General features: G+C 65.5%; 22 protein-coding genes and 1 tRNA gene. 12 read left to right on the top strand and 11 right to left on the bottom strand.

What is annotated here, in order from left to right:
- Positions 1–59: 59 nt before the first annotated feature.
- The 5 genes from GEU84_RS01370 to GEU84_RS01350 all read left to right on the top strand — a co-directional run bounded on the left by GEU84_RS01370 (position 60) and on the right by GEU84_RS01350 (position 4050).
- Entirely contained in the window at positions 60–518 is a 459-nt protein-coding gene (locus GEU84_RS01370) for an RDD family protein (protein ID WP_152823708.1), read from the top strand.
- Positions 519–657: 139 nt separating this feature from the next.
- Positions 658–1509, top strand: a complete 852-nt coding sequence (locus GEU84_RS01365) for an arginyltransferase (protein ID WP_152823707.1) — start codon at positions 658–660, stop codon at positions 1507–1509.
- Entirely contained in the window at positions 1502–1909 is a 408-nt protein-coding gene (locus GEU84_RS01360) for a VOC family protein (RefSeq protein WP_420899255.1), read from the top strand. Before GEU84_RS01365 ends, GEU84_RS01360 begins: the two co-directional genes overlap by 8 nt.
- Positions 1910–2227: 318 nt before the next feature.
- A complete protein-coding gene (locus GEU84_RS01355; RefSeq protein ID WP_152823706.1) occupies positions 2228–3019 on the top strand; it encodes a calcium-binding protein in 792 nt (263 codons plus the stop codon).
- Positions 3020–3153: 134 nt separating this feature from the next.
- Positions 3154–4050 carry a dienelactone hydrolase family protein gene (locus GEU84_RS01350; RefSeq protein WP_152823705.1) on the top strand — a complete coding sequence of 299 codons (897 nt, stop codon included), beginning with the start codon at positions 3154–3156 and terminating at the stop codon, positions 4048–4050.
- Positions 4051–4059: 9 nt separating this feature from the next.
- Here GEU84_RS01350 and pgi read toward each other — a convergent pair whose 3' ends face one another.
- The 8 genes from pgi to GEU84_RS01310 form a co-directional block, all read right to left on the bottom strand.
- On the bottom strand, positions 4060–5664 hold the full coding sequence (pgi, locus tag GEU84_RS01345) for a glucose-6-phosphate isomerase (RefSeq protein WP_152823704.1): 1605 nt from the start codon (positions 5662–5664) through the stop codon (positions 4060–4062).
- Position 5665: 1 nt separating this feature from the next.
- Positions 5666–6337 carry a 6-phosphogluconolactonase gene (gene pgl / locus GEU84_RS01340; protein ID WP_152823703.1) on the bottom strand — a complete coding sequence of 224 codons (672 nt, stop codon included), beginning with the start codon at positions 6335–6337 and terminating at the stop codon, positions 5666–5668.
- Entirely contained in the window at positions 6334–7788 is a 1455-nt protein-coding gene (zwf, locus tag GEU84_RS01335) for a glucose-6-phosphate dehydrogenase (RefSeq protein WP_152823702.1), read from the bottom strand. The genes pgl and zwf overlap by 4 nt, the downstream gene beginning before the upstream one ends.
- Before the next feature lie 126 nt (positions 7789–7914).
- The gene (locus GEU84_RS01330; protein ID WP_152823701.1) at positions 7915–8499 is read right to left on the bottom strand and encodes an HNH endonuclease; all 585 of its coding nucleotides are present in this window, start codon (positions 8497–8499) and stop codon (positions 7915–7917) included.
- A gap of 221 nt (positions 8500–8720) precedes the next feature.
- A complete protein-coding gene (locus GEU84_RS01325) occupies positions 8721–9377 on the bottom strand; it encodes an alpha/beta hydrolase (RefSeq protein WP_152823700.1) in 657 nt (218 codons plus the stop codon).
- Complete coding sequence (locus GEU84_RS01320; RefSeq protein ID WP_152823699.1) at positions 9374–10006, bottom strand: DNA-3-methyladenine glycosylase family protein; 633 nt, start codon at positions 10004–10006, stop codon at positions 9374–9376. Before GEU84_RS01320 ends, GEU84_RS01325 begins: the two co-directional genes overlap by 4 nt.
- Positions 10003–10953: a lipoyl synthase gene (gene lipA, locus GEU84_RS01315; RefSeq protein ID WP_241427565.1), complete on the bottom strand. Its 951-nt coding sequence runs from the start codon at positions 10951–10953 to the stop codon at positions 10003–10005. Before lipA ends, GEU84_RS01320 begins: the two co-directional genes overlap by 4 nt.
- A gap of 129 nt (positions 10954–11082) precedes the next feature.
- On the bottom strand, positions 11083–12225 hold the full coding sequence (locus GEU84_RS01310) for a DUF6456 domain-containing protein (RefSeq protein ID WP_152823697.1): 1143 nt from the start codon (positions 12223–12225) through the stop codon (positions 11083–11085).
- Between the two features lie 218 nt (positions 12226–12443).
- Here GEU84_RS01310 and GEU84_RS01305 point away from each other — a divergent pair, with 218 nt between their 5' ends.
- On the top strand, positions 12444–12725 hold the full coding sequence (locus GEU84_RS01305) for a DUF6477 family protein (RefSeq protein ID WP_152824074.1): 282 nt from the start codon (positions 12444–12446) through the stop codon (positions 12723–12725).
- An 83-nt stretch (positions 12726–12808) separates the two neighbouring features.
- Here the strand turns inward: GEU84_RS01305 and GEU84_RS01300 are convergent, their stop codons facing one another.
- The gene (locus tag GEU84_RS01300; RefSeq protein ID WP_152823696.1) at positions 12809–14350 is read right to left on the bottom strand and encodes a trimethylamine methyltransferase family protein; all 1542 of its coding nucleotides are present in this window, start codon (positions 14348–14350) and stop codon (positions 12809–12811) included.
- Positions 14351–14612: 262 nt separating this feature from the next.
- On the opposite strand from GEU84_RS01300, the gene guaA reads away from it, so the two are divergent.
- The 5 genes from guaA (at position 14613) to GEU84_RS01275 (ending at position 19742) form a co-directional block, all read left to right on the top strand.
- A complete protein-coding gene (gene guaA, locus GEU84_RS01295) occupies positions 14613–16181 on the top strand; it encodes a glutamine-hydrolyzing GMP synthase (RefSeq protein WP_152823695.1) in 1569 nt (522 codons plus the stop codon).
- Between the two features lie 3 nt (positions 16182–16184).
- The gene (locus GEU84_RS01290; RefSeq protein WP_152823694.1) at positions 16185–16472 is read left to right on the top strand and encodes a hypothetical protein; all 288 of its coding nucleotides are present in this window, start codon (positions 16185–16187) and stop codon (positions 16470–16472) included.
- 80 nt (positions 16473–16552) lie between these two features.
- Positions 16553–17434 (top strand): DMT family transporter, encoded by an 882-nt coding sequence (locus GEU84_RS01285; protein WP_152823693.1) that lies wholly within the window; start codon positions 16553–16555, stop codon positions 17432–17434.
- A gap of 121 nt (positions 17435–17555) precedes the next feature.
- Positions 17556–18725 (top strand): OmpP1/FadL family transporter, encoded by a 1170-nt coding sequence (locus GEU84_RS01280; protein ID WP_174539254.1) that lies wholly within the window; start codon positions 17556–17558, stop codon positions 18723–18725.
- Positions 18726–18827: 102 nt separating this feature from the next.
- The gene (locus GEU84_RS01275) at positions 18828–19742 is read left to right on the top strand and encodes a DMT family transporter (RefSeq protein ID WP_152824073.1); all 915 of its coding nucleotides are present in this window, start codon (positions 18828–18830) and stop codon (positions 19740–19742) included.
- Here GEU84_RS01275 and purN read toward each other — a convergent pair.
- On the bottom strand, positions 19718–20305 hold the full coding sequence (purN, locus tag GEU84_RS01270; protein ID WP_174539253.1) for a phosphoribosylglycinamide formyltransferase: 588 nt from the start codon (positions 20303–20305) through the stop codon (positions 19718–19720). The two genes, GEU84_RS01275 and purN, sit on opposite strands and share 25 nt — an antisense overlap.
- Positions 20302–21348: a phosphoribosylformylglycinamidine cyclo-ligase gene (gene purM / locus GEU84_RS01265; RefSeq protein WP_152823691.1), complete on the bottom strand. Its 1047-nt coding sequence runs from the start codon at positions 21346–21348 to the stop codon at positions 20302–20304. Before purM ends, purN begins: the two co-directional genes overlap by 4 nt.
- 132 nt (positions 21349–21480) lie before the next feature.
- On the opposite strand from purM, the gene GEU84_RS01260 reads away from it, so the two are divergent.
- A tRNA-Ile gene (locus GEU84_RS01260) sits at positions 21481–21556 on the top strand.
- Positions 21557–21566 lie beyond the last annotated feature (10 nt).

Raw genomic sequence — 21566 nt, 5'->3', positions numbered from 1 at the left:
GCCCCTGACGGGCCGCCTTTCACCTGCCAACCCTGTCCCGCCCCTGAACGGAGCCTGCCATGACGCCCAGCTGGTCGCCCACCGAACACCTGCCCGATCCGGTCCGCCACGCCGAATTCTATGCCGATGTGCCGATGAAGCGCGGCCTTGCCTGGCTGGTCGACACGGTGCTGATCGCCATTCTGGTGGCGCTGATCGTGCCCTTTACCGCCTTTGTCGCGCTGTTCTTTCTGCCGCTGCTGTATCTGGCGGTCAGCTTTTGCTACCGCTGGGTCGCGCTGGCGCGCGGTTCGGCCACGCCGGGCATGCGGCTGATGGCGATCCGGCTGCGCAACGGCCAGGGCCAGCCGCTGAACGGGGGCGAGGCGTTCTTGCACACGCTGGGCTATACCGTTTCCATCGCCTTTGTGGTGCCGCAGGTGATCTCGGTCGCGCTGATGCTGCTGGGCGCGCGTGGCCAGGGGCTGAGCGATCATGTTCTGGGCACCGTCGCCATCAACCGCGCCGCGCAGGACTGAACCCAGCGCGCGGCATATGGCGCAACTGCCTGACACCGGGGCGAAATGCCCCGCAAATGCCGCGTAACAACCGCAAGACAGTTCTTGGCGCGGCCACCGGGGCTTGCTAACCTGCCGCTTGGATCAACCGGATACGGCCATGCGTCACACAGTTCCCATCGCGCCGCAGTTCTATGTGACGGCCCCGCAGACCTGCCCCTATCTGGACGGGCGGCTGGAGCGCAAGCTGTTCACCGCCCTGCAGGGCGAACATGCGCAGAAACTGAACGACACGCTGTCAAAGCAGGGTTTCCGGCGCAGCCAGAACGTGCTGTATCGCCCCTCTTGCGCCGAGTGTTCGGCCTGCCTGTCGGCCCGCATCCGGGTGGCCGATTTTCAGCCGACGCGCAGCCAGCGCCGCATCCTGCGCCGCAACGGGGGGCTGATGCGCAACGCCACCAGCCCCTGGGCCACCGAAGACCAGTATGCCCTGTTCCGCCGCTATCTGGACGAACGCCACGCCGATGGTGGCATGGCTGACATGGACATTTTCGAATTCGCCGCGATGATCGAGGAAACCCCGATCCGCAGCCGCGTCATCGAATACAGCCGCGCCCCCGCTGAGGGCGAGCGCAGCCGCCCGCTGGCCGCCGTCTGCCTGACCGATGTGTTCGACGACGGGCTGAGCATGGTCTATTCGTTCTACGACCCCGATCTGCAATCCGACAGTCTGGGCACCTATCTGATCCTTGATCACGTCGCCATCGCGCGCGAGGCGGGGTTGCCTTTCGTCTATCTGGGCTATTGGGTGCCGGGCAGCCGCAAGATGGGCTACAAATCCGGCTTTTCCGCGCTGGAAATCTACAAGGGCGGGCGCTGGCAGGACATCGGCGATGCCGCCGCCCACGGGGCCGAACTGCACCCGCTGTCGGTCGATCCGATTGCCGAGCAGGTGGCCCGCATCAACCTGCCGCAGGCCCGCCCCGCCGACATCCGCCCGATCATTGATTGAGCCTGCCGGCACATCGGGCCTGCCCCGCATCGGCGCGCTGGCGCTGGTGGTGCCCGACTATGACGCAGGGATCGCGTTTTATGTGGGCGTGATGGGGTTTGATCTGCTGGCCGATGTGGATCAGGGCCGCAAACGCTGGGTGACGGTGGCCCCCCGGGGCGGCGGTGCCGCACTGGTGTTGGCCCGGGCCGACACGGCCCGGCAGGCGGCGGCCATCGGCAACCAGTGCGGCGGCCGGGTGCTCCTGTTTCTGGAAACCGACGATTTTGCGCGCGACCACGCGCACATGCTTGCAGCAGGCGTGCTGTTCGAGGAGGAGCCGCGCGTCGAACCCTATGGCACCGTCGCGGTCTGGCGCGACCCGTTCGGCAACCGCTGGGATCTGTTGCAGCGCCGCTGAACAGCCCCGCCGTGTGACCCCTCAAGGCACCCTTGGCCAGCGGTTTGCAGATCGGCGAACCGCAGCCGGATCATTTCACCCTGACATGACCCTGATCGCATGGCCCGCGCCTTGCCTGCGCGCACGGGTTTTCCCGGCTTCGGCCGCCTCGGCCCTGCGAAAAGGCGTGGTTCACGTCTGACCACACGAACATCGAAAAAAATCTTCTGCCCGAGGGAAGCATTTCACGGCCCCGACGTTTTCTGCATGTGCCTGCATGAGCAGGCTCGCGCAATCCCATTCGGCGCAGCAAGCGCCATGCATTCACAGGAGAATCCGATGGCCCGCATTACTGGCAACGACGAAGCGAACCGCCTGTTCGGCACCAATCTGGCCGACACGATCCTTGGCCTTGACGGGGCCGACACGATCTATGGCAACGATGGCAGCGACCGTCTGGAAGGCAACGACGACGACGACCGCATGTTCGGCGGCAATGGCAATGATACCATGCTGGGCGGCAAGGGCGAAGACCGCCTGGATGGCGGCGCTGGCGATGACATCATGACCGACGAAAGCGGCAACGACGCCTTTTACGGCGGGGCAGGCAATGACCGCATCTCGGCCGGCGAAGGCAACGACTATCTTGACGGGGGCACCGGCAACGACCGTCTTTATGCCGGGTCGGGCAATGACACGGTGCTGGCAGGCGACGGCAATGACTCGCTCCTTGGTGGCGAAGGTGACGATGTGCTGAACGGCGGCAATGGCAACGACACCATCATCGGCGACGAAGGCAATGACGTGCTGGTGGGTGGCGCAGGTGCCGACCGCATGGTCGGCGGCGAGGGCAATGACCGCTTCAACGGCGGCGCGGGCAATGACGTGATGACCGGCGGCGAAGGCGCCGACCATTTCGCCTTCAACAGCGGGGCCGACCGTATCACCGATTTCGAAACCGGCGACGACACCATCGACCTGACGGCGATTGCCGGGCTGAACACCTGGGCGCAGGTGCGCGGTGCGGCGCGGCAGGATGGTGACGATGTGGTGCTGACCTTCAGCGCGGGAACCCTGCGGATCGACGATTTCCGCACCTCGCAGATGGATGCCGACGACTTCACCTGGTAAGGTCTGACCCCTGACACATGGCCCCGGCGCAGCACAGCGCCGGGGTTTTTTGTTGCATGCGCGCAACTTTTCACCCTGTCAGCGCCCCGGCTGCCCGGTTAACCTCTGCGCCATCCAGTGTTTCGGGGGGGGGGATGGCTGCAATGGGCGACAGGCTGACGGAGCAACTGACAGGCTTGTTCGAACTTGGCGATCACCCGTTGGCGCTGATTGCCGAACGCGTGGAACGCCAGCCGGGCCTGACCCTGCGCCACCTGACCTTCCGCACGAAAACCGGCGAGCCGGTGCGCGGCATCCTCTGCCGCCCCGACAGCGATGGCCCCCTGCCCGCCGTGCTGAACATCCACGCCCATGGCGGCCGCTATGACATCGGCGCGGATGAGCTGATGGCGGGCCGCCCGGCCCTGCAATCGCCCATGGGCCCGGCGCTGGCAGCGCTGGGGATACAGTCGCTGTGTCTGGACATGCCCTGTTTCGGGCTGCGCGCCGGGGTCACGGAATCGGCGGCGGCCAAGGCGGCGCTGTGGCAGGGGCGCAGCCTTGCCGGGCAGATGCTGGGGGAATGCAGGGCGGCGGTCGATTGGCTGGCGGCGGATCCGGGCACCGATGCGGGGCGGATCGGGTGTTTCGGCATATCCATGGGTGCCACGCTGGGCTATTGGCTGGCGGCGGTTGACCTGCGCATCCGCGCGCTGGCGCATGAATGCTGCTATGCCGATTTCGCGCCGCTGCTGGAAACCGGCGCGCATGACCGGCATGGCATCTATCTGACCGTGCCGGGCCTGCTGCCGCTGGCATCGAATGGCACGATCGCCGGGCTGGTGGCCCCCCGCGCGCAGTTCATCGCCATTGGCGACGCCGACCCCTTGACCCCGCCCGATGCGGTGGACTTGGCGTTGCAGGCGACGCGCGCAGCCTATGCGGCGCAGGGCGGGCGACTGGTGCTGCACCGCGAACCGCTGACCGGCCATGTGGAAACGGCGGCCATGCGGGCCGCCGTGCTGGAGTTTCTGGCGGCCGAGCTGGCCTGACCGACCCGGTCATTTCCCCCGGAAGAATTCCACCAGTTGCCGGGTCGAGCCATCCTTGGCATCGGCGCTTTGCGCGCCTTCCAGGATCGGCCCCAAGGCGGTCGCCAATTCCTTGCCCAGTTCCACCCCCCACTGGTCATAGGAATTGATGCCCAGGATCACGCCTTCGACAAACACCCGGTGTTCATAAAGCGCGATGATCTGGCCCAGCACGAAGGGCGTCAGCTTGGCATAGGCCAAAGTGGTCGAGGGCCGGTTGCCCGGGAAAACGCGGTGCCGCGCCTGCCGGTCAAGCTCTGCCCCTGTCAGGCCCTTTTTTGCCATGATCGCTGTGGCCTCGGCCAAAGACCGCCCGCGCAGCAGCGCCTCGGATTGCGCCAGACAATTCGCCGCCAGCAGCAGGTGCTGGTGGGCCAGGTCAGGCTCGTGCCCCTCGCGCGCCAGCAGGAATTCGCAGGGCACGGGGCGGGTGCCCTGATGGATCAGCTGATAAAACGCATGCTGGCCGTTGGTGCCCGGCTCGCCCCACACAACGGGGCCGGAGTGGATGGCCAGATCGCTGCCGTCCATCGCCACGCGCTTGCCGTTCGATTCCATCTCCAGCTGTTGCAGATAGGCGGGCAGGCGCGACAGGCGCTGGTCATAGGGCAGCACGGCGCGCGTGGCATAGCCGCAGATCTGGTTGTGCCAGATGCCCACCAAGGCCAGCAGCACCGGCAGGTTCTGCGCAAACTCCGCCGTGCGGAAATGCGCATCCATATCCGCAGCCCCCGCCAGAAATTCGTCAAACGCCTGCGGCCCCACGGCCAGCATCAGCGACAGACCGATCGGGCCCCACATGGAATAGCGGCCACCCACCCAATCCTCGAACCCGAACACCCGTTCGGGCGCGATGCCGAATGCGGCGGTTTTCGCGGCTGCGGTGGACACGGCGGCAAATTGCGCAGCGGGATCGGCGACCTTTCCCGCCATCCAGACACGGGCGGTTTCGGCATTGGTCATCGTCTCGATGGTGGTAAAGGTTTTCGAGGCCACGATGACCAGCGTGGTTGCAGGGTCCAGCCCCCGCAGCACATCGGCCACATGCGCGCCATCGACGTTCGACACGAAATGGCAGCGCGGCCCGTCGGCATAGGGGGCAAGTGCAAGGCAGGCCATCGCCGGGCCAAGGTCAGACCCGCCGATGCCGATGTTCACCACATCGGTAATCGGCCCGCCCTGCCCCTGAAACGCACCCGAACGCACATCATTGGCAAAGGCATGCAGCCGGGCATGGGTGGCGCGCAGCGCGGGCGTCACATCGGCGCCATCGACCATCACCGCCGCATCCATGTTGCGCAGCGCGGTGTGCAGCACGGCGCGGCCCTCGGTTTCGTTGATCTTGGCACCCGCGAACATGGCATCGCGTTTTTCCGCCACGCCTGCGGCTGCGGCAAGATCCAGCAGCAGGCCAAGCCCTTCGGCATCTATGTTGGTCTTGGAATAGTCGAACAGCATGCCGCCCAGCCGGGCCGAAAAGGCCGCGGCACGGTGGTCGTCCGCGAACAGATCAAGGATCGCGCGGGATTTCACGGCGGAATGATGCGCCGCCAGCGCCTGCCAGGTTTCGGTCATGTCACTCTGCCCAATGCACGGTTGCGTTTGCAAGTATGGCTTTTACCGGGGCCTCGGCGGGGGTCAGGTGCTGCGCCTTTTCCAGCGCCACGCGCTTTTCCGCCCCGGTGATCAGGATGTGGATGTTCATTGCCGCGCGGAGCGGCCCGGCTGTCAGGGTGATGCGCGGCTCACCCGCCGCATCGGCGCGAAGCGCCATCAGGGTGGGGGCGCTGTCGGTCAGCGCCTCTTCCAGACGGTCGGCGCCGGGGAAAAGGCTGGCGGTGTGCATGTCGGCCCCCATGCCCAGCAGCAGGACCGAGATCGGCAGATGCGGGGCAATGCCTTCGGCCAGTTCGGCCAGCCTGTCCTCGGGCTGGTCGGCGGGCGCGTAAAGCGGCACCAGCTGCGCCGCCGCCGCCCGGCCCACCAGAAGGCGTTCGCGCAGCAGGCGGGTGTTCGACCGGGGGCTGTCTTCCGGCACCCAACGCTCGTCGTTCAGGAATACCGCAACATTGGCCCAGTCGATGTCCACACCCGACAGCGTGTCGAAAATCGGCCCCGGCGTGGTGCCGCCCGGCACACACAGGCTGGCCCGCCCCTCGCGGCGCAGAAAATCGGCAAGCTCGCCCGCGATCACATCGGCGAGTTTCAGCATCAGAAACTCGCGGTCGGGGTATTCGACGAATTTCATTCGCGTATCTCCCGCCAGCGGCGGCCGTCGCGGTGCAGCAGCATCAGCGCATCCTCGGGCCCCGAGGTTCCGGGCTCGTATCCGCGCGGCTTGTCGCCCTTGCGTTCCCACGCCTGGATGATCGGGTCGGCCCAGGCCCAGGCGGCCTCTACCTCATCCCCGCGCATGAACAGGGTCTGGTTGCCCCGGATCACATCCATGATCAGCCGTTCATAAGCATCCGGAATATCGGCCCCGTCCTCGCCCAGGGCTTCGGCGAAAGACATGTCCAGCGGAACCTGGGTCAGCCGCATGCCGCCCGGCCCCGGTTCCTTGATCATCACCATCAGGTTCATGCCCTCGTTCGGCTGCAACCGGATGACCAGCACGTTTTCGCGCCAGCCTTCGGCATCGTCAAAGATCGAATGCGGCGGTTCCTTGAAGGTGATGGCGATTTCGGACGTGCGGGCGCGCAGCCTTTTGCCGGTGCGCAGGTAAAACGGCGTGCCCTTCCAGCGCCAGTTCGACACATGCACCTTCATGGCGATGTAGCTTTCGGTCTTTGACGCCGGGTTTTCGCTGTGGTCGACATAGGATTTCTGCCCACCGCCGGCCAGATACTGCCCGCGCACGATATCCTGATGTTCCACCGGGTCCAGCGCGCGGATCACCTTCAGCTTTTCATCGCGCACGGCGTTGGGGTCGAAATGATAGGGCGGCTCCATCGCGATCAGGCACAAAAGCTGCATCAGGTGGTTCTGCACCATGTCGCGCATCGCGCCCGAAGTGTCATAATAGGCGCCGCGGCCTTCGACCCCCACGGTTTCGGCCACGGTGATCTGCACATGGTCGATGTATTGCGCCTTCCAGATCGGCTCGAACAGGATGTTGGCGAACCGCACCGCCATCAGGTTCTGCACGGTTTCCTTGCCCAGATAATGGTCGATCCGGTAGATCTGTTCCTCACGGAAATGCTTGGCCAGCGTGGCGTTCAGCGCGCGGGCGGTGTCCAGATCGCGGCCAAAGGGTTTTTCCACCACGATGCGGCTTTTCGCATCGGCGATGTTGTGGTCATGCAGGCGTTCGGCCAAGGCCCCGAACAGCGCCGGCGCGACCGAGAAATAGAAGGCCCGCACCACCCCCTTGCGCATCATGCCCTTCAGCGTGGCCCAGCCGCCATCGCCCTTGGCGTCAATGGCCACATAGCTGATCAGCGAGATGAACTGGTCGATCATCGCGGCATCGCGCTTGTCGGCGCTGACGAATTCCGCGATGGCGGCGCGGGCCATGGCGCGGAATTCATCTTCGGTCATTTCAGACCGGGCGGCCCCGATGATGCGGCTTTCCGGCGGCATCTGCCCGCCAAGGAAGCGGCGGTAAAGGCCGGGCAGGATCTTGCGCCGGGCAAGATCGCCCGTGCCGCCGAAAACCACCAGATCAAAGGGTTCAACCGGAATGACGCGCGAAACCATGGCTCTCCTCGCTCTGCCCCGCGGGGCTGTTAGCGCTAACGCCACTTGTCATAGCGGCTGGGTCGCTACGAGTCTAGCATCCTGTGCCCGCCGCACAACAGGCATTGCTGCGCGGCGGCAAAGCGGTCAGGCGTCCAGTTCGGCATCCCAGTAAAGATAATCCAGCCAACTGTCATGCAGGTGGTTGGGCGGAAAGCGCCGCCCGTGGTTCTGCATCTCATCCGCCGTGGGCACATGGGGCGCGCGGGCCAGCCGCATGCCCGATTGCCGCAGGGTTTTTGACCCCTTGCGCAGGTTGCAGGGGCTGCATGCCGCGACCACGTTTTCCCATGAGGTGATACCGCCGCGCGACCGGGGCAGCACATGGTCGAATGTCAGATCACCCTTGGCGCCGCAATACTGGCAGCAGAACTGGTCGCGCAGAAAAAGATTGAAGCGCGTGAAGGCCACGCGCTTCTGGGGTTTGATGTAATCTTTCAGCACGACGACAGAAGGGATGCGTATCTCGGCCCTCTGGCTTCGCACCACATGGTCATATTGCGCGACGATCGACACCCGGTCCAGGAACGCGGCCTTGATCGCCTCCTGCCAGGGCCACAGCGACAGGGGGTAATAGGACAGGGGCCGGTAATCGGCATTCAGCACCAGTGCCGGATACTGTTTCAGCGCGGCAGGTTCGCGCACGAAAGTGGTTCTGAAATCGCCGTCCATGGGTCTCGACTCCGTCTTCGCCTCGTCTGCCGGTCATCGGCACCAAGGCGGGGAGCCCCGCCCCGGTTCAGCAAAACTATATATGGCGTTCTGCCGCTGGCAAGCCCCGCAATCTGCGATACTGCCGTGCAGAGGCGTAACGCGGCCCTGTCACAAAGATATGACGCAAAGACGGGCAGCCTGAAAATTCGGCAATCCGCGCGGAATGCCGCCGGATGCGGCTAAAGCCGTTCGCGCAGGAACGCCAGCGCCACCGACAGCCCGTCAGGGGCGATGCCATGGCCGGTGTCCTTCATGACATGGCCAAAGGTTTCAAACCCTGCCGCGATCAGCGCATTGCCGGCCAGCCCCATGTCATCGAACGGCACCACCGGGTCGGCATCGCCGTGGATCAGCAACACCGGCGGCTTCACCCGGGTTTCACGGGCCAGCCGTTCGGGGGCCAGCAGCCGCCCGGAAAACGCCACCACCCCGGCAATGGCCTGATCGCGCCGCGGTGCCACATGCAGGCTGATCATCGACCCCTGCGAAAACCCCACCAGTGCCAGCGCGTCGGGGGTCAGCCCCTCCTCCGCCAGCCGCGCATCAAGGAAGGCGTTCAGGTCATCGGCAGCCCGCGCCAGCCCCGCCGCCGCCTGCGCCTCGGTCGAGCCATCAAGCCAGGGAATCGGGAACCACTGAAAGCCGAACGGGCTGCCCGGCAGGCGTTCCGGCGCATCGGGGGCCATGAACACCGTGTCGGGCAGATGGGCGGCCAGCGGGTCGGCCAGCCCCAGAAGGTCGGCCCCGTCAGCCCCGTAACCATGCACGAACACCACAAGGCTTTTCGCGCTGCCCGATTTCGCCGCCCGGCGCTTGAAGTTCAATTCGCGCGTCATCTGCTGCCTTCCCGCTGCTTTGCCACACGGTAATAGGCCCACAATAGCCGCGCCGCAACCGCGCGCCACGGGCTCCACGCCCCGGCCATGGCGCGAAAGGCGCGGGCATCGGGGCGGGCGGGCAGATCGAACAGCAGCCGGGTGGATTCCTGCAAGGCCAGATCGCCGGGGGCAAACACATCCGCCCGGCCCAGCGAGAACATGGCATAGATTTCCGCCGTCCACGGCCCGATGCCCGGCAGAGCCACCAGCGTGGCGATCACCTGATCATCCGGCATCTGCCGCAGCGCGTCATAATCCAGCCCTGCCCCGGCCAAGGCCAGCGCATAGCGCATCTTGGGCCGCGACAGGCCGCAGGCGCGAAGGCCCTCCTCGCCCGCCGCCAGCACCGCCATGGGTTCGGTCAGCCCCGCCGCCTGAACCCTCGCGAAAATGGCATTGGCCGAGGCGACCGACACCTGCTGGCTGACAATCGCATCCATCAGCGCGGCAAAGCCATCGGCCCGGCGGCGCAAGGGCAAGGGGCCAGTCAATGCCAGAGCATCGGCAAACCGCGGTTCACGCGCGGCCAGCCATGCCGCGCCTTCGGCCACGCAGGCGTCGGTGGCGATGATGCGCCCGGTTGTCAGGCGATCCCCAGTTTTGCCAGCCGCGCCGCGCGCAACTGCGCGAAATCATCGCCCGCGTGATAGCTGGACCGCGTCAGCGGCGTGGCCGACACCATCAGGAACCCCTTGCCATAGGCCGATTTTTCATAGGCGGCGAATTCTTCGGGCGTCACGAACCGGTCAACCCGGTGGTGTTTCGGCGTGGGTTGCAGATATTGCCCGATGGTCAGGAAATCGACATCTGCCGCGCGCATGTCATCCATCACCTGCAACACGCCGGGGCGATCCTCGCCCAGCCCCACCATGATGCCCGATTTGGTGAACATCGTAGGGTCCAGTTCCTTGACCCTTTGCAGCAGACGCAAAGAATGGAAATAACGCGCGCCGGGCCGCACTTCCAGATACAGGCCCGGCACGGTTTCAAGATTGTGGTTGAACACGTCGGGGCGCGCCTCGACCACGGTTTCCAGCACTTTCGGCGAACAGCGCAGGAAATCGGGGGTCAGAATCTCGATGGTTGTGGCGGGGCTGCGGTGGCGGATCGCGCGGATGGTCTGGGCGAAATGCTCGGCCCCGCCATCCTCCAGATCGTCGCGGTCAACGGATGTGATGACCACGTGGTTCAACCCCAGTTTGGCCACGGCTTGCGCCACCCGGCCCGGTTCGAACGCATCCAGCGTCTGCGGCTTGCCGGTGGCCACGTTGCAGAAGGTGCAGCCGCGCGTGCAGATCTCGCCCATGATCATCATGGTGGCGTGGCCCTGGCTCCAGCATTCGCCGACATTGGGGCAACCCGCCTCTTCACACACCGTCACAAGGCGGTTTTCCTTGATGATCTCGCGCGTGGCCTTGTAGCCTTCGGAGGTAGGAGCCTTGACCCTGATCCACGACGGCTTTTTCGGCTGTTCATTGTCGGCGCGATGCGCCTTTTCGGGGTGGCGCTGGTCGGGAATGGTAAGGTCGCGCAACGGAATGTCCCCCTGACTGGCCGCATCCCTCGGGAAATAGGCCTTTTGCAGCCGCGTGGCAACCGGCAGCAGATGCCACGCGCACAGGGGAGCCATGCATTTCCGGCCAGTCAGGGCGATGTGACTGCCCTAGCCGATCAGCGGCCCCGACCGGCCATAGGCCGCATCATAGTGCCGCCGCAGCCGTTGCAACGCGATGCGCAGCACGATCTTGCCGGAACGGGCCGACCAGCCCATGCGTTTCTCTGCCACCTCCAGCCCCTCCAGAAAGCAGCAGCAGCGCAGCACCATGTCGCCCAGACCGGGGCCAAGGTCGCGCAGCGCCAGCGCCACCCGGTCGCGCGCCGCGCGCGGCCCCTCGGCCCCGCCCGCATCGGCGCGAAACCCGCCCCGGTCGGCCCCTGTCAGGAAACGGTCCCAGTTCTGCGCCACGCGCGGCCCCATCTGCGCCAGTTCGAAATCCTCGCGCAGACGTTCGGCGGCCTCGACCAGATCGGGCTCCAGAAATGGCTTGCCATCCTTGTCGCGCCGCCGCCCCAGTGCCGCCACCGGGCTTTCCGCCAGATTGTAGCGCAACTTGCGCGGGCCGTCCTCGCCCGCCACATCGCGCGTGTCCCAGTCGCGGTGCTGGTCGGCAAAGGGGGTGGCCGCCTCGGCCATGCCCTGCCGCTGGCGATCCTCGGCCTCGATCATGCGTTTCACGGCGGCGCGGCCTGCGGCGGTAATCTCATAGGTCGCAATCCGGCCCGCCTTGCGGCAAGTGATCCAGTCCTTCAGCGCAAAGGCTTGTGCCACCCCGCGTTCCACCACCGCGGTGCGGGCTGTGCGGCCGTCGGGGCCTTCGCGCAGCACGGCGGCCTTTTCCATGTCGGGCGCAATCGCCAGCACAGCCTGCGGTTCGGCCAGACGGCGCAGCACGCGCCGCGCCTCGCGCAGGATCGTGGCCTCATCGGGAACGGCGGTGTCGGGCAGCGGCGGGCGGATCGGGGCTGTCATCGGCGGGGCCTCCTGTTGCGGGTATGCGGGCGTGGCGGGAAAAACGGGGGGAACGGCGGGCCTGCGCCCCAGCGCGGCCAGCGCCGCATCCATCAAGGGATCGTCGCGGCGGTTTTCGTAGCGCCGCACATGGCGCAGCACGGTCGAGGCATGGCAGCCCTCGCGCCGCGCCAAGGCCCGCAGCGACAGCCCGTCCTCGGTGTGATGCAGATAGAGCCGCACCGCTTCGGGCAGCCAGTCAGGCAGGGCAGAGGGCGTTCTCAACTCGGGTGTCATGCGCTGATCCCGCAGGGCCCGTCGGGGGCAATGCGTGGGTCTTGGACAATTGCAACCGTGAGTGGCATTGGTTACTCGATGGTTAATATAGGCAGTTTTGTCGATAATTGTTTCTAATTCCTAAACAAAGGCGAAAGGTCCGCGCGCTGAATCGCAGAAATGCGCAACGCCCAGTTGCACAGATGCAATCTGTCCAGACCCAAACCGAGGTGACTGACATGAATGATTTCCGCAGCCTGCTGGCCGACCTGCGCCGCCCCCGCCTGCTGATCCGCGCCGCGCGGCACGGTCTGGCCGATTACCGGCGCGAGCGTGACCTGCGCCGCCTGATCGGCACCGCGCTGGCGGATCAGGCACTGCCGCAGCTGTGGTCAGAAGAGGAACGGATGGAGGCGACGCGCCAGACCGGCGATGCCAGCTATTCCATCGCCCGGCATGTGGAACTGCTGATCGCGCTGATGGCCGAGGTGCGGCTGCTGCCCCGGCCCGCCGTCACCTGACCCGCAGACAAAGGGGCGCGGAATGACCCGCGCCCCCTGAACACTGTGGTGCCGCAGGTCAGAGCGACCAGCCCGCGAAAGCCTCAGATGAACGCATCCGGCACCGAGGCCTTCTTGCGCGCCACGAAATCCGTCAACGACTCTGCAATGCCCTCGTCCAGCGCCGGGGCCTGATAATCGCCCAGCATCTTGTGCACCCGCTCTGCCGCCAGCGTTTCTGTATCGCGTGCGCCCTCTTCGTCCCATGTCTCGAAGGGTTTGTAATCCAGCAAGTCAGACCGCCAGAAGGCCGATTTGAAATTGGCCTGCGTGTGCTGGCAGCCCAGATAATGCCCGCCGGGGCCCACCTCGCGGATCGCGTCCAGCGCCTGCCCGTTGTCATCCATCGAAATGCCCTGCGCCAGATGGTGCAATGTGCCCAACTGGTCAGCATCCATCACGAATTTCTCGTAGGACGACACAAGCCCCCCCTCCAGCCAGCCGCAGGCATGCAGCATGAAATTCACCCCCGCCAGCAGCGCCATGTTCAGGCTGTTGGCCGTTTCATAAGCCGCCTGCGCATCGGGCAGCTTCGATCCGCAGAAACTGCCGCCCGAACGGTAAGGCAGGTTCAGCCGCCGCACCAATTGCCCCGCGCCATAGGTGATATGCGCAGCCTCGGGCGTGCCGAAGGTCGGCGCACCCGAGTTCATGTCGATGCTTGTCACAAAGGCCCCCGCAATCACCGGCGCGCCCGGGCGCACCAACTGGCTGTAGGCCACACCCGCCAGCACCTCGGCCAGCACCTGCGTCAGCGTGCCCGCCACCGTCACCGGGGCCATCGCGCCGCCCACGATGAAGGGGCTGATGATCGTGGCCTGATTGTTGCGCGCGTAAACCTCCATCGCGCCCATCATGATGCCGTCGAATGTCATGGGCGAGTTGATGTTGATCAGGCTGGTCATCACCGTGTTCTGGTCAACGAAATCCGCGCCGAACAGCAGCTTTGACATATCCACCGAATCCTGCGCGCGGCTGGGTTCGGTGACTGATCCCATATAGGGCTTGTCCGACAGCACCATATGCGCGTGCAGCATGTCCAGATGCCGCTTGTTCACCGGCACATCGGTGGGCTCGCAGACCGTGCCGCCAGAATGGTGCAGCCATTTCGACATATAGCCCAGCTTCACGAAGTTCTGGAAATCGGCGATGGTGGCATAGCGCCGCCCGCCCGCACGGTCGCGCACGAAGGGCGGGCCGTAAACCGGGGCCAGCACAAGATCGCGCCCGCCCACATTCACGTTACGCGCCGGGTTGCGGGCGTATTGGGTGAACTGCGACGGCGCGGTGGCACAGAGTTTCCGCGCCAGACCACGCGGAATATGCACCCGCTCGCCCTTCACATCGGCCCCCGCCGCGCGCCACAGATCCAGCGCCGCCGGATTTTCCACGAAATTCACGCCGATCTCTTCCAGAATCGTGTCGGCGTTCCATTCGATGATCTGCAACGCCTCTTCGTTCAGGATCTCGAAATTCGGGATGTTGCGCGAGATATAGCGCGCCGTCTCGAAACTCACCGCCGAACGTTCCGCCCGCCGCGCCGATCCGCCACCGCCGCGCGCCCTGCGCCCTGCCACATCATTCATCGCATGATCCTCCAGCCCGCGCCGCGCGGCGCATCTTTTCCCCCTTATGCCGGTATTCCACCCCGCCCCGCCCCCCGTTTCCGCCGCTTGCCGCCCAAAAGCGACATTCCGGCATGCCGCGAACGGCGCATCTTGCCACTGCAGCCCCTTTCAGCTCTTTCCAGACCCAAATATCCCACGGGGGTCCGGGGGTGTGAACCCCCCGGCGCTCACCCCAGCAAATCCCCTTGCGAATTCATGCACCAAACCCTATGCCGCGCGCATGACCCAGCATGACCGCCTTCTCATCATCGACTTCGGCTCGCAAGTCACCCAGCTCATCGCGCGCCGCCTGCGCGAGCTGAATGTCTATTGCGAAATCCATCCGTTCCAGACCGTGACCGATGCCTTTCTGGCCGGTTTCGCGCCCAAGGCCATCATCTTTTCCGGCGGTCCGGCCTCGGTCTTTGCCGATGGGGCACCGATGCCCCCGGCCACGGCCTTTACCCTTGGCGTGCCGATCCTGGGCATCTGCTATGGTCAGCAGGTGATGATGCATTGCCTTGGCGGCAAGGTGGAGCGTGGCCATGGCACAGCCGAATTCGGCCGCGCCTTTGTGACACCCGCCGATGCCACCCTGCCACTACTGAAGGGCTGGTTCGCGGCCCCCGAGAATGGCGGCCGCGAACAGGTCTGGATGAGCCATGGCGACCATGTATCCGCCATCGCGCCCGGCTTTCAGGTCTATGGCACCTCGCCCAACGCGCCCTTCGCCATCACCGCCGACCCAGAACGGCATTTCTATGCCGTGCAGTTCCACCCCGAGGTGCACCACACCCCGCGCGGCGCCAAGCTGTATGAGAATTTCGTGCGTCTGGCAGGCTTTACCGGTGACTGGACGATGGGCGCCTACCGCGAAGAGGCAATTGCCAAGATCCGCGCGCAGGTGGGCACGGGCCGGGTGATCTGTGCGCTGTCGGGCGGGGTGGACAGTTCGGTGGCCGCCATCCTGATCCATGAGGCGATCGGCGATCAGCTGACCTGTGTCTATGTCGATCACGGACTGATGCGGCTGGGCGAATCGGAACAGGTCGTGGGCATGTTCCGCGAGCATTACAACCTGCCGCTGATCCATGCTGACGAATCCGAGCTGTTCCTTGGCAAGCTGGATGGCGTCAGCGACCCCGAAACCAAGCGCAAGATCATCGGCGGGCTGTTCATCGAAGTGTTCGAAAAACACGCCAAGGCCCTGGGTGGCGCGGAATTTCTGGCGCAGGGCACGCTTTACCCCGATGTCATCGAATCAGTGTCGTTCAGCGGCGGCCCTTCAGTCACGATCAAAAGCCACCACAATGTCGGCGGCCTGCCCGAACGCATGAACATGAAGCTGGTGGAACCGCTGCGCGAGTTGTTCAAGGACGAGGTGCGCGCGCTGGGTCGCGAACTGGGCCTGCCTGCGCATTTCATCGGCCGCCACCCCTTCCCCGGCCCGGGCCTCGCAATCCGCTGCCCCGGTGAGATCACCCGAGAAAAGCTGGACATATTGCGCAAGGCCGATGCGGTATTCATCGACCAGATCCGCAAGCACGGGCTGTATGACGAGATCTGGCAGGCGTTTGTGGCCATTCTGCCGGTGCGCACGGTTGGCGTGATGGGCGACGGGCGCACCTATGATTTCGCCTGTGCGCTGCGGGCGGTGACATCGGTCGACGGCATGACCGCCGATTATTACCCCTTCACCCATGATTTCCTTGGCGAAACCGCCACGCGGATCATCAACGAGGTGCAGGGCATCAACCGCGTGACCTATGACATCACGTCGAAACCCCCCGGCACGATCGAGTGGGAATAGCCAATGCTGGCAGGATTTGAGGTGTGGATCAATCAGCAGGGCTACACCCCCAAAACCGCCGGGTCGCGGCTGAGTGATGTCGGGCGGCTCGACGCGGCCTTTGGCGGTCTTGACCGGCATTATGACCGTGACGGGCTGCGCGGCGCGCTGGCGTCACTGACCTATTCGCGCGACGATCAGCGGAACGGGATGGCAAACCCCTCGCCCGTTGTCATCGACGGTGATCTTTACAACGGGCTTGCCACGATGCGGCAATCGCTGCGGCTTTACATCCGGTTCCGCAAGGGCTGAGCCGATCAGCCCCCCGGCGGCACCGCTGGACATTCCCGCCACACCCCGCCAGAACGGGCGCACCCTGCGCGAGAAGCCCCATGCCCGCCGTCCACCGCCCCCTAGCCGCCGCCCTGTGGATGACAGGCTCCATCGCCGCCTTTTCCGCAATGGCCGTGGCGGGGCGCGAGGTGGCAGGCCAGCATGATACGTTCGAGATCATGTTCTGGCGGTCGGTGGTGGGGCTGGTGATCGTGCTGGCTGTGGCCGGGATGGCCGGGCGGCTGGGCGAGGTGCGCCGCGACCGGCTGGGCCAGCATTTCATCCGCAACCTGTTTCACTTCACCGGACAGAACCTGTGGTTCTGGGCACTGACCATGATTCCGCTGGCGCAGGTGTTCGCGCTGGAATTCACCTCGCCGGTCTGGGTCATCCTGCTGTCACCCTTCTTTCTGGGCGAGCGGATCACCCGGACAAAGGCGCTGGCGGCGGCCCTTGGCTTTGCCGGCATCCTGATCGTGGCGCGGCCCGATTTTGCGGCGCTTGACCCGGGGGTGCTGGCGGCGGCGGCCTCTGCCGTCTGCTTTGCCGCCACGATCATCCTGACCAAGGCGCTGACCCGCGGCGAATGCATCGTGTCGATCCTGTTCTGGCTGACGGGGATGCAGCTGTGTTTCGGGCTGATCGCGGCGGGGATTGACGGGCAAGTGGCGTGGCCCACAGCCGCCACCCTGCCCTGGCTGGCGCTGATCGGGTTTTGCGGCGTCACCGCGCATCTGTGCCTGACGACGGCGCTGTCGCTGGCTTCGGCCAGCATCGTGGTGCCGATTGATTTCGCCCGCCTGCCGGTCATCGCGGCGATCGGCATGTGGCTTTATGGCGAACCGCTGGACGCGCTGGTGTTTCTGGGCGGCGGGGTGATCCTGCTGGCCAACATCATCAACATCCGCGCCGCCAACCGCGCAGCGGCGCAACAACCATGACGTGCGCAATAGCCACAGGCAGCATATGACAAAATCGTGACGCCGCGTCATTGATTGACCGGAATCCCGCCGACACCTACGGTTTAATGAGCAATTATATTGCACAACGGGGATGAGGAACATGAAAAGAGTTGTGTTGACGCTGGGGGCTGTCGCATTGACGACAGGCGCCGCAGCGGCAGGGGGGATCGACCGCAGCCGGATCGGCTATGGCATCCTGTTTGAACCGGGCAGCTATGTGGAACTGTCGTTCTCGCATGTCTCGCCCAAGGTGACAGGCACCTATGCCCCGGGTCTGGGTGGCGGCAGCACCGGCGACATGGCGGGCGACTACACCAGCCTGTCGCTGGCGCTGAAGCAAGACATCACCGAGAAACTGTCTTTCGGCGTGTTCGTCAATTCGCCCTATGGTGCGGATGCAAGCTATGGCAGCGGCGTCTATACCGGCCTTGATGCGGAATGGAAAAGCCAGCAGCTGGCGGCCGTGCTGCGCTATGAAGTGTCGCCGGGCGTATCGGTTTACGGTGGCGCGCGCTATGTCGAATCGTCGGCTGAAATCACCATTCCCGATGCACTGATCCGCGGCGGGCTGGCCGGTTCGGGCGACCCGCTGGGCATGGCGCTGGCCGCAGGCGCACCTCCCGGGTCGTTGACCTATACCGCCAATGGCGCGCGCGATGGCGATGTTGGCTATATCCTGGGCGCGGCCTATGAAAAGCCGGAAATCGCGCTGCGTGTGGGCCTGACCTATGAAAGCGGGCTGACACACAAGCTGGCCACCACCGAAAACATCCCCGCCTTCGGTCTGGTTCCCGGCACCACGCCCTTCCCCGACAGCACGACCACGATTGAAATGCCCCAGACCATCACGCTGGATTTCCAGTCTGGCGTGGCCAAGGATACGCTGGTGTTCGGCTCGATCCGCTGGTCGGAATGGTCGGTCTGGGAGGTGCGCCCGGCAGGATATGAAAGCCTGACTGGCGACAACGTGACCGATTTCGAGAATGACGTGATCACCTATCAACTGGGCGTTGGCCGCAAGATCAACGACAATTTCAGCGTCTTCGCGCGGCTGGGCTATGAGGATGCCAAGGGCGGCATCTCTTCGCGCCTGTCGCCCACCGACGGGATGAAAAGCATCGGCATTGGCGGCACCTATACCAAGGACGCCGTAAAGATCACCGCCGGCATCGAATATGTCGAACTGGGCGATGCGGTGGACGGGTCTGGCACCCAATTTAGCGGCAGCAAGGCGATGGGCTTTGGCCTGTCGGTCGGCTACCGCTTCTGATCGCTTCACATCGGCAAAAGGCCCCGCCGTCGCGCGGGGCCTTTTCTTTTGTCGCATTTCGGGTCGCGGCGGCGCTTTTGGCCTGATACCCCCGGGGCCATGATGGTTGCACAAAAATCCCTCTCGCCCCGGGCCTGGGCCGAACTTCTGCTGCTGGCGTTCATCTGGGGCGGGTCGTTTCTGGCCAACCGGCTGGCGCTGGACGAATTGGGCGTGTTCACCACCGTGGCCGCCCGGGTGGCGGGGGCCTGCCTGATCCTGTGGGTCTGGGTCGCGCTCAAGGGCCTCACGGTGCCGCGCAGCGCCCGGGTCTGGGCGGCGTTTCTGGGCATGGGTATGCTGAACAACGTCATACCGTTTTCTCTGATCACCTGGGGGCAACTGGTGATTCCCACCGGGCTGGCAGCGATTCTCAACGCATCGACGGCGATTCTGGGTGTGCTGGTGGCGGCGATCCTGTTTCGGGATGAGCGGCTGACCGGGCGCAGGCTGGCGGGCGTGGGCATCGGCTTTGCCGGGGTGGTGGTGGTGATCGGGCCTTCCGCGCTGCTGGTGCTGGATCTGACCTCACTGGCGCAACTGGCGCTGCTGGGGGCGGCGCTGTCTTATGCCTGCGCGGGGGCCTTTGCCCGGGTGGCGCTGCGCGGGCTGACGCCGCAAGTGGCGGCTGCGGGCATGCTGACCGGTTCGACACTGGTGGCCGTGCCGCTGGCGCTGCTGCTGGAAGGTGCGCCTGCCCTGCACCACGGCCCCGCCGCCTGGGGCGCTGTGGCCTATCTGGCCGCCGTTTCCACAGCCTTCGCCTATCTGCTTTATTACCGCGTGCTGGGCATGGCGGGGGCCGGCAACCTCAGCCTTGTCACGCTGCTTGTTGCCCCGGTGGCCATCGTGCTGGGCGCGCTGGTGCTGGACGAGGCTTTGCCGTTGCGCGCCTATGCCGGTTTCGCGCTGCTGGGGCTGGGGCTGCTGGTGATCGACGGGCGGGTGCTGCGTTACAGAAACAGCGGCGCTGCCTGACCATCCGCAAACCTGCGCAGGCAGGCCGGATACAGCCGGTGTTCCTGCATCAACACCCGCTGCGACAGCGCATCTGCCGTGTCGCCCGGCAGCACGGGCACGCGGGCCTGCCCCAGCATGGGGCCATCATCCAGCACCGCCGTCACCTGATGCACGGTGCAGCCCGCCTCGGCATCGCCCGCATCCAGCGCGCGCTGATGGGTGTGCAGCCCGGGGTATTTCGGCAAAAGCGACGGGTGGATGTTCAGCATCCGCCCCTCGAACCGCGCGACGAAACCGGGGGTCAACACCCGCATGAACCCGGCCAGACACAGGATGTCGGGCTCCGCCGCCAGCACAGGCTCCAGCAACGCCGCCTCGAACGCCACGCGGTCGCCCTTGAAGGGCCGGTGATCCACCGCCGCCGTGGCGATGCCCAAGCCCTGAGCCCGCGCCAGCCCCATGGCCGCCGGATCGTTCGACGCCACCAGAACCGGCCGCGCCGGATGGTCGCCGGTCATGCTGGCCACCAAAGCCAGCATGTTGGAGCCACCCCCCGAAATCAGGATGGCCACCCGTTTCACAGCAGACGGCCCGTATAGGCCACACCCTGCCCCGCCGTCACATGGCCCATCGCAACCACGGTTTCGCCCTGTTCGCGCAGCAGGGCGGCCAAAGCCTCGGCCCGGTCAGCCGCCACCACGGCGATCATCCCGATGCCACAGTTGAAGGTTTTCAGCAGCTCGGGCTGGGCCATGCCAGCGGTATCGGCCAGCCAGCGAAACACCGGCGGCAGCGGCCATGCATTCAGGTCAATCGTGGCCCCCAACCCCTCGGGCAGCACACGCGGCAGGTTTTCCGTCAGCCCGCCCCCGGTGATATGCGCCAGCGCATGCACACCGCCCGCCCGCACCGCGGCCAGCGCCTGCGTCACGTAAAGCCGCGTGGGGGTCAGCAGCGCCCGGCCCAGCGGCGCATCGGCAAAAGGCGCAGGCGCATCCCAGCCGAGGCCCGAGATCTCCACCACCTTGCGCACAAAGGAATAGCCGTTGGAATGCACCCCGTCAGAGGCCAGCCCCAGCAGCACATCGCCCTCGGCCACACCCGCAGGCAGATCGGCCCCCCGCTCCATCGCGCCCACGGCAAAACCCGCCAGATCGAAGTCGCCTTTGTGATACATGCCCGGCATTTCCGCCGTCTCGCCGCCGATCAGCGCGCAGCCCGAGGCGCGACAGCCTTCGGCGATCCCCTCGATGATGCGCGCGGCCTGATCGACATCCAGCTTGCCGGTAGCGAAATAGTCGAGAAAGAACAGCGGCTCTGCCCCCTGGCAGACCAGATCGTTGACGCACATCGCCACCAGATCAATGCCGATCGTGTCCACCTCGCCAGTGTCGATGGCGATGCGCAGCTTGGTGCCCACGCCGTCGGTGGCCGCCACCAGCACCGGGTCGCTATAGCCCGCCGCTTTCAGGTCAAACAGCGCGCCAAAGCCGCCCAAACCCGACAGCGTGCCAGGCCGGTTGGTGCGCTTGGCGGCAGGCTTGATCCGCTCGACCAGCGCATTGCCCGCGTCGATATCAACCCCCGCATCCGCATAGGTCAGCCCGTTGTGCGTCGTCGTCATGTCCGGCCCCCGAAGCCTGCCCCGATCCTGCGCCCGCATAGACGATCCCCGCCCCGCGCGCAACGCGAAGCCCTGCGGGACATGCCCCACCACTTGACCCCCGCAACACAAGCCCTTACGCAGAACGGGACCGGGCCTGTAGCTCAACGGTCAGAGCAGGGCGCTCATAACGCCTTGGTTGGGGGTTCGAGTCCCTCCGGGCCTACCAAACCGCTTTT

The sequence above is a fragment of the Fertoeibacter niger genome, from assembly GCF_009380135.2.
GTDB lineage: Bacteria > Pseudomonadota > Alphaproteobacteria > Rhodobacterales > Rhodobacteraceae > Fertoeibacter > Fertoeibacter niger.
This window is presented reverse-complemented; position numbering and strand designations above follow the sequence as displayed.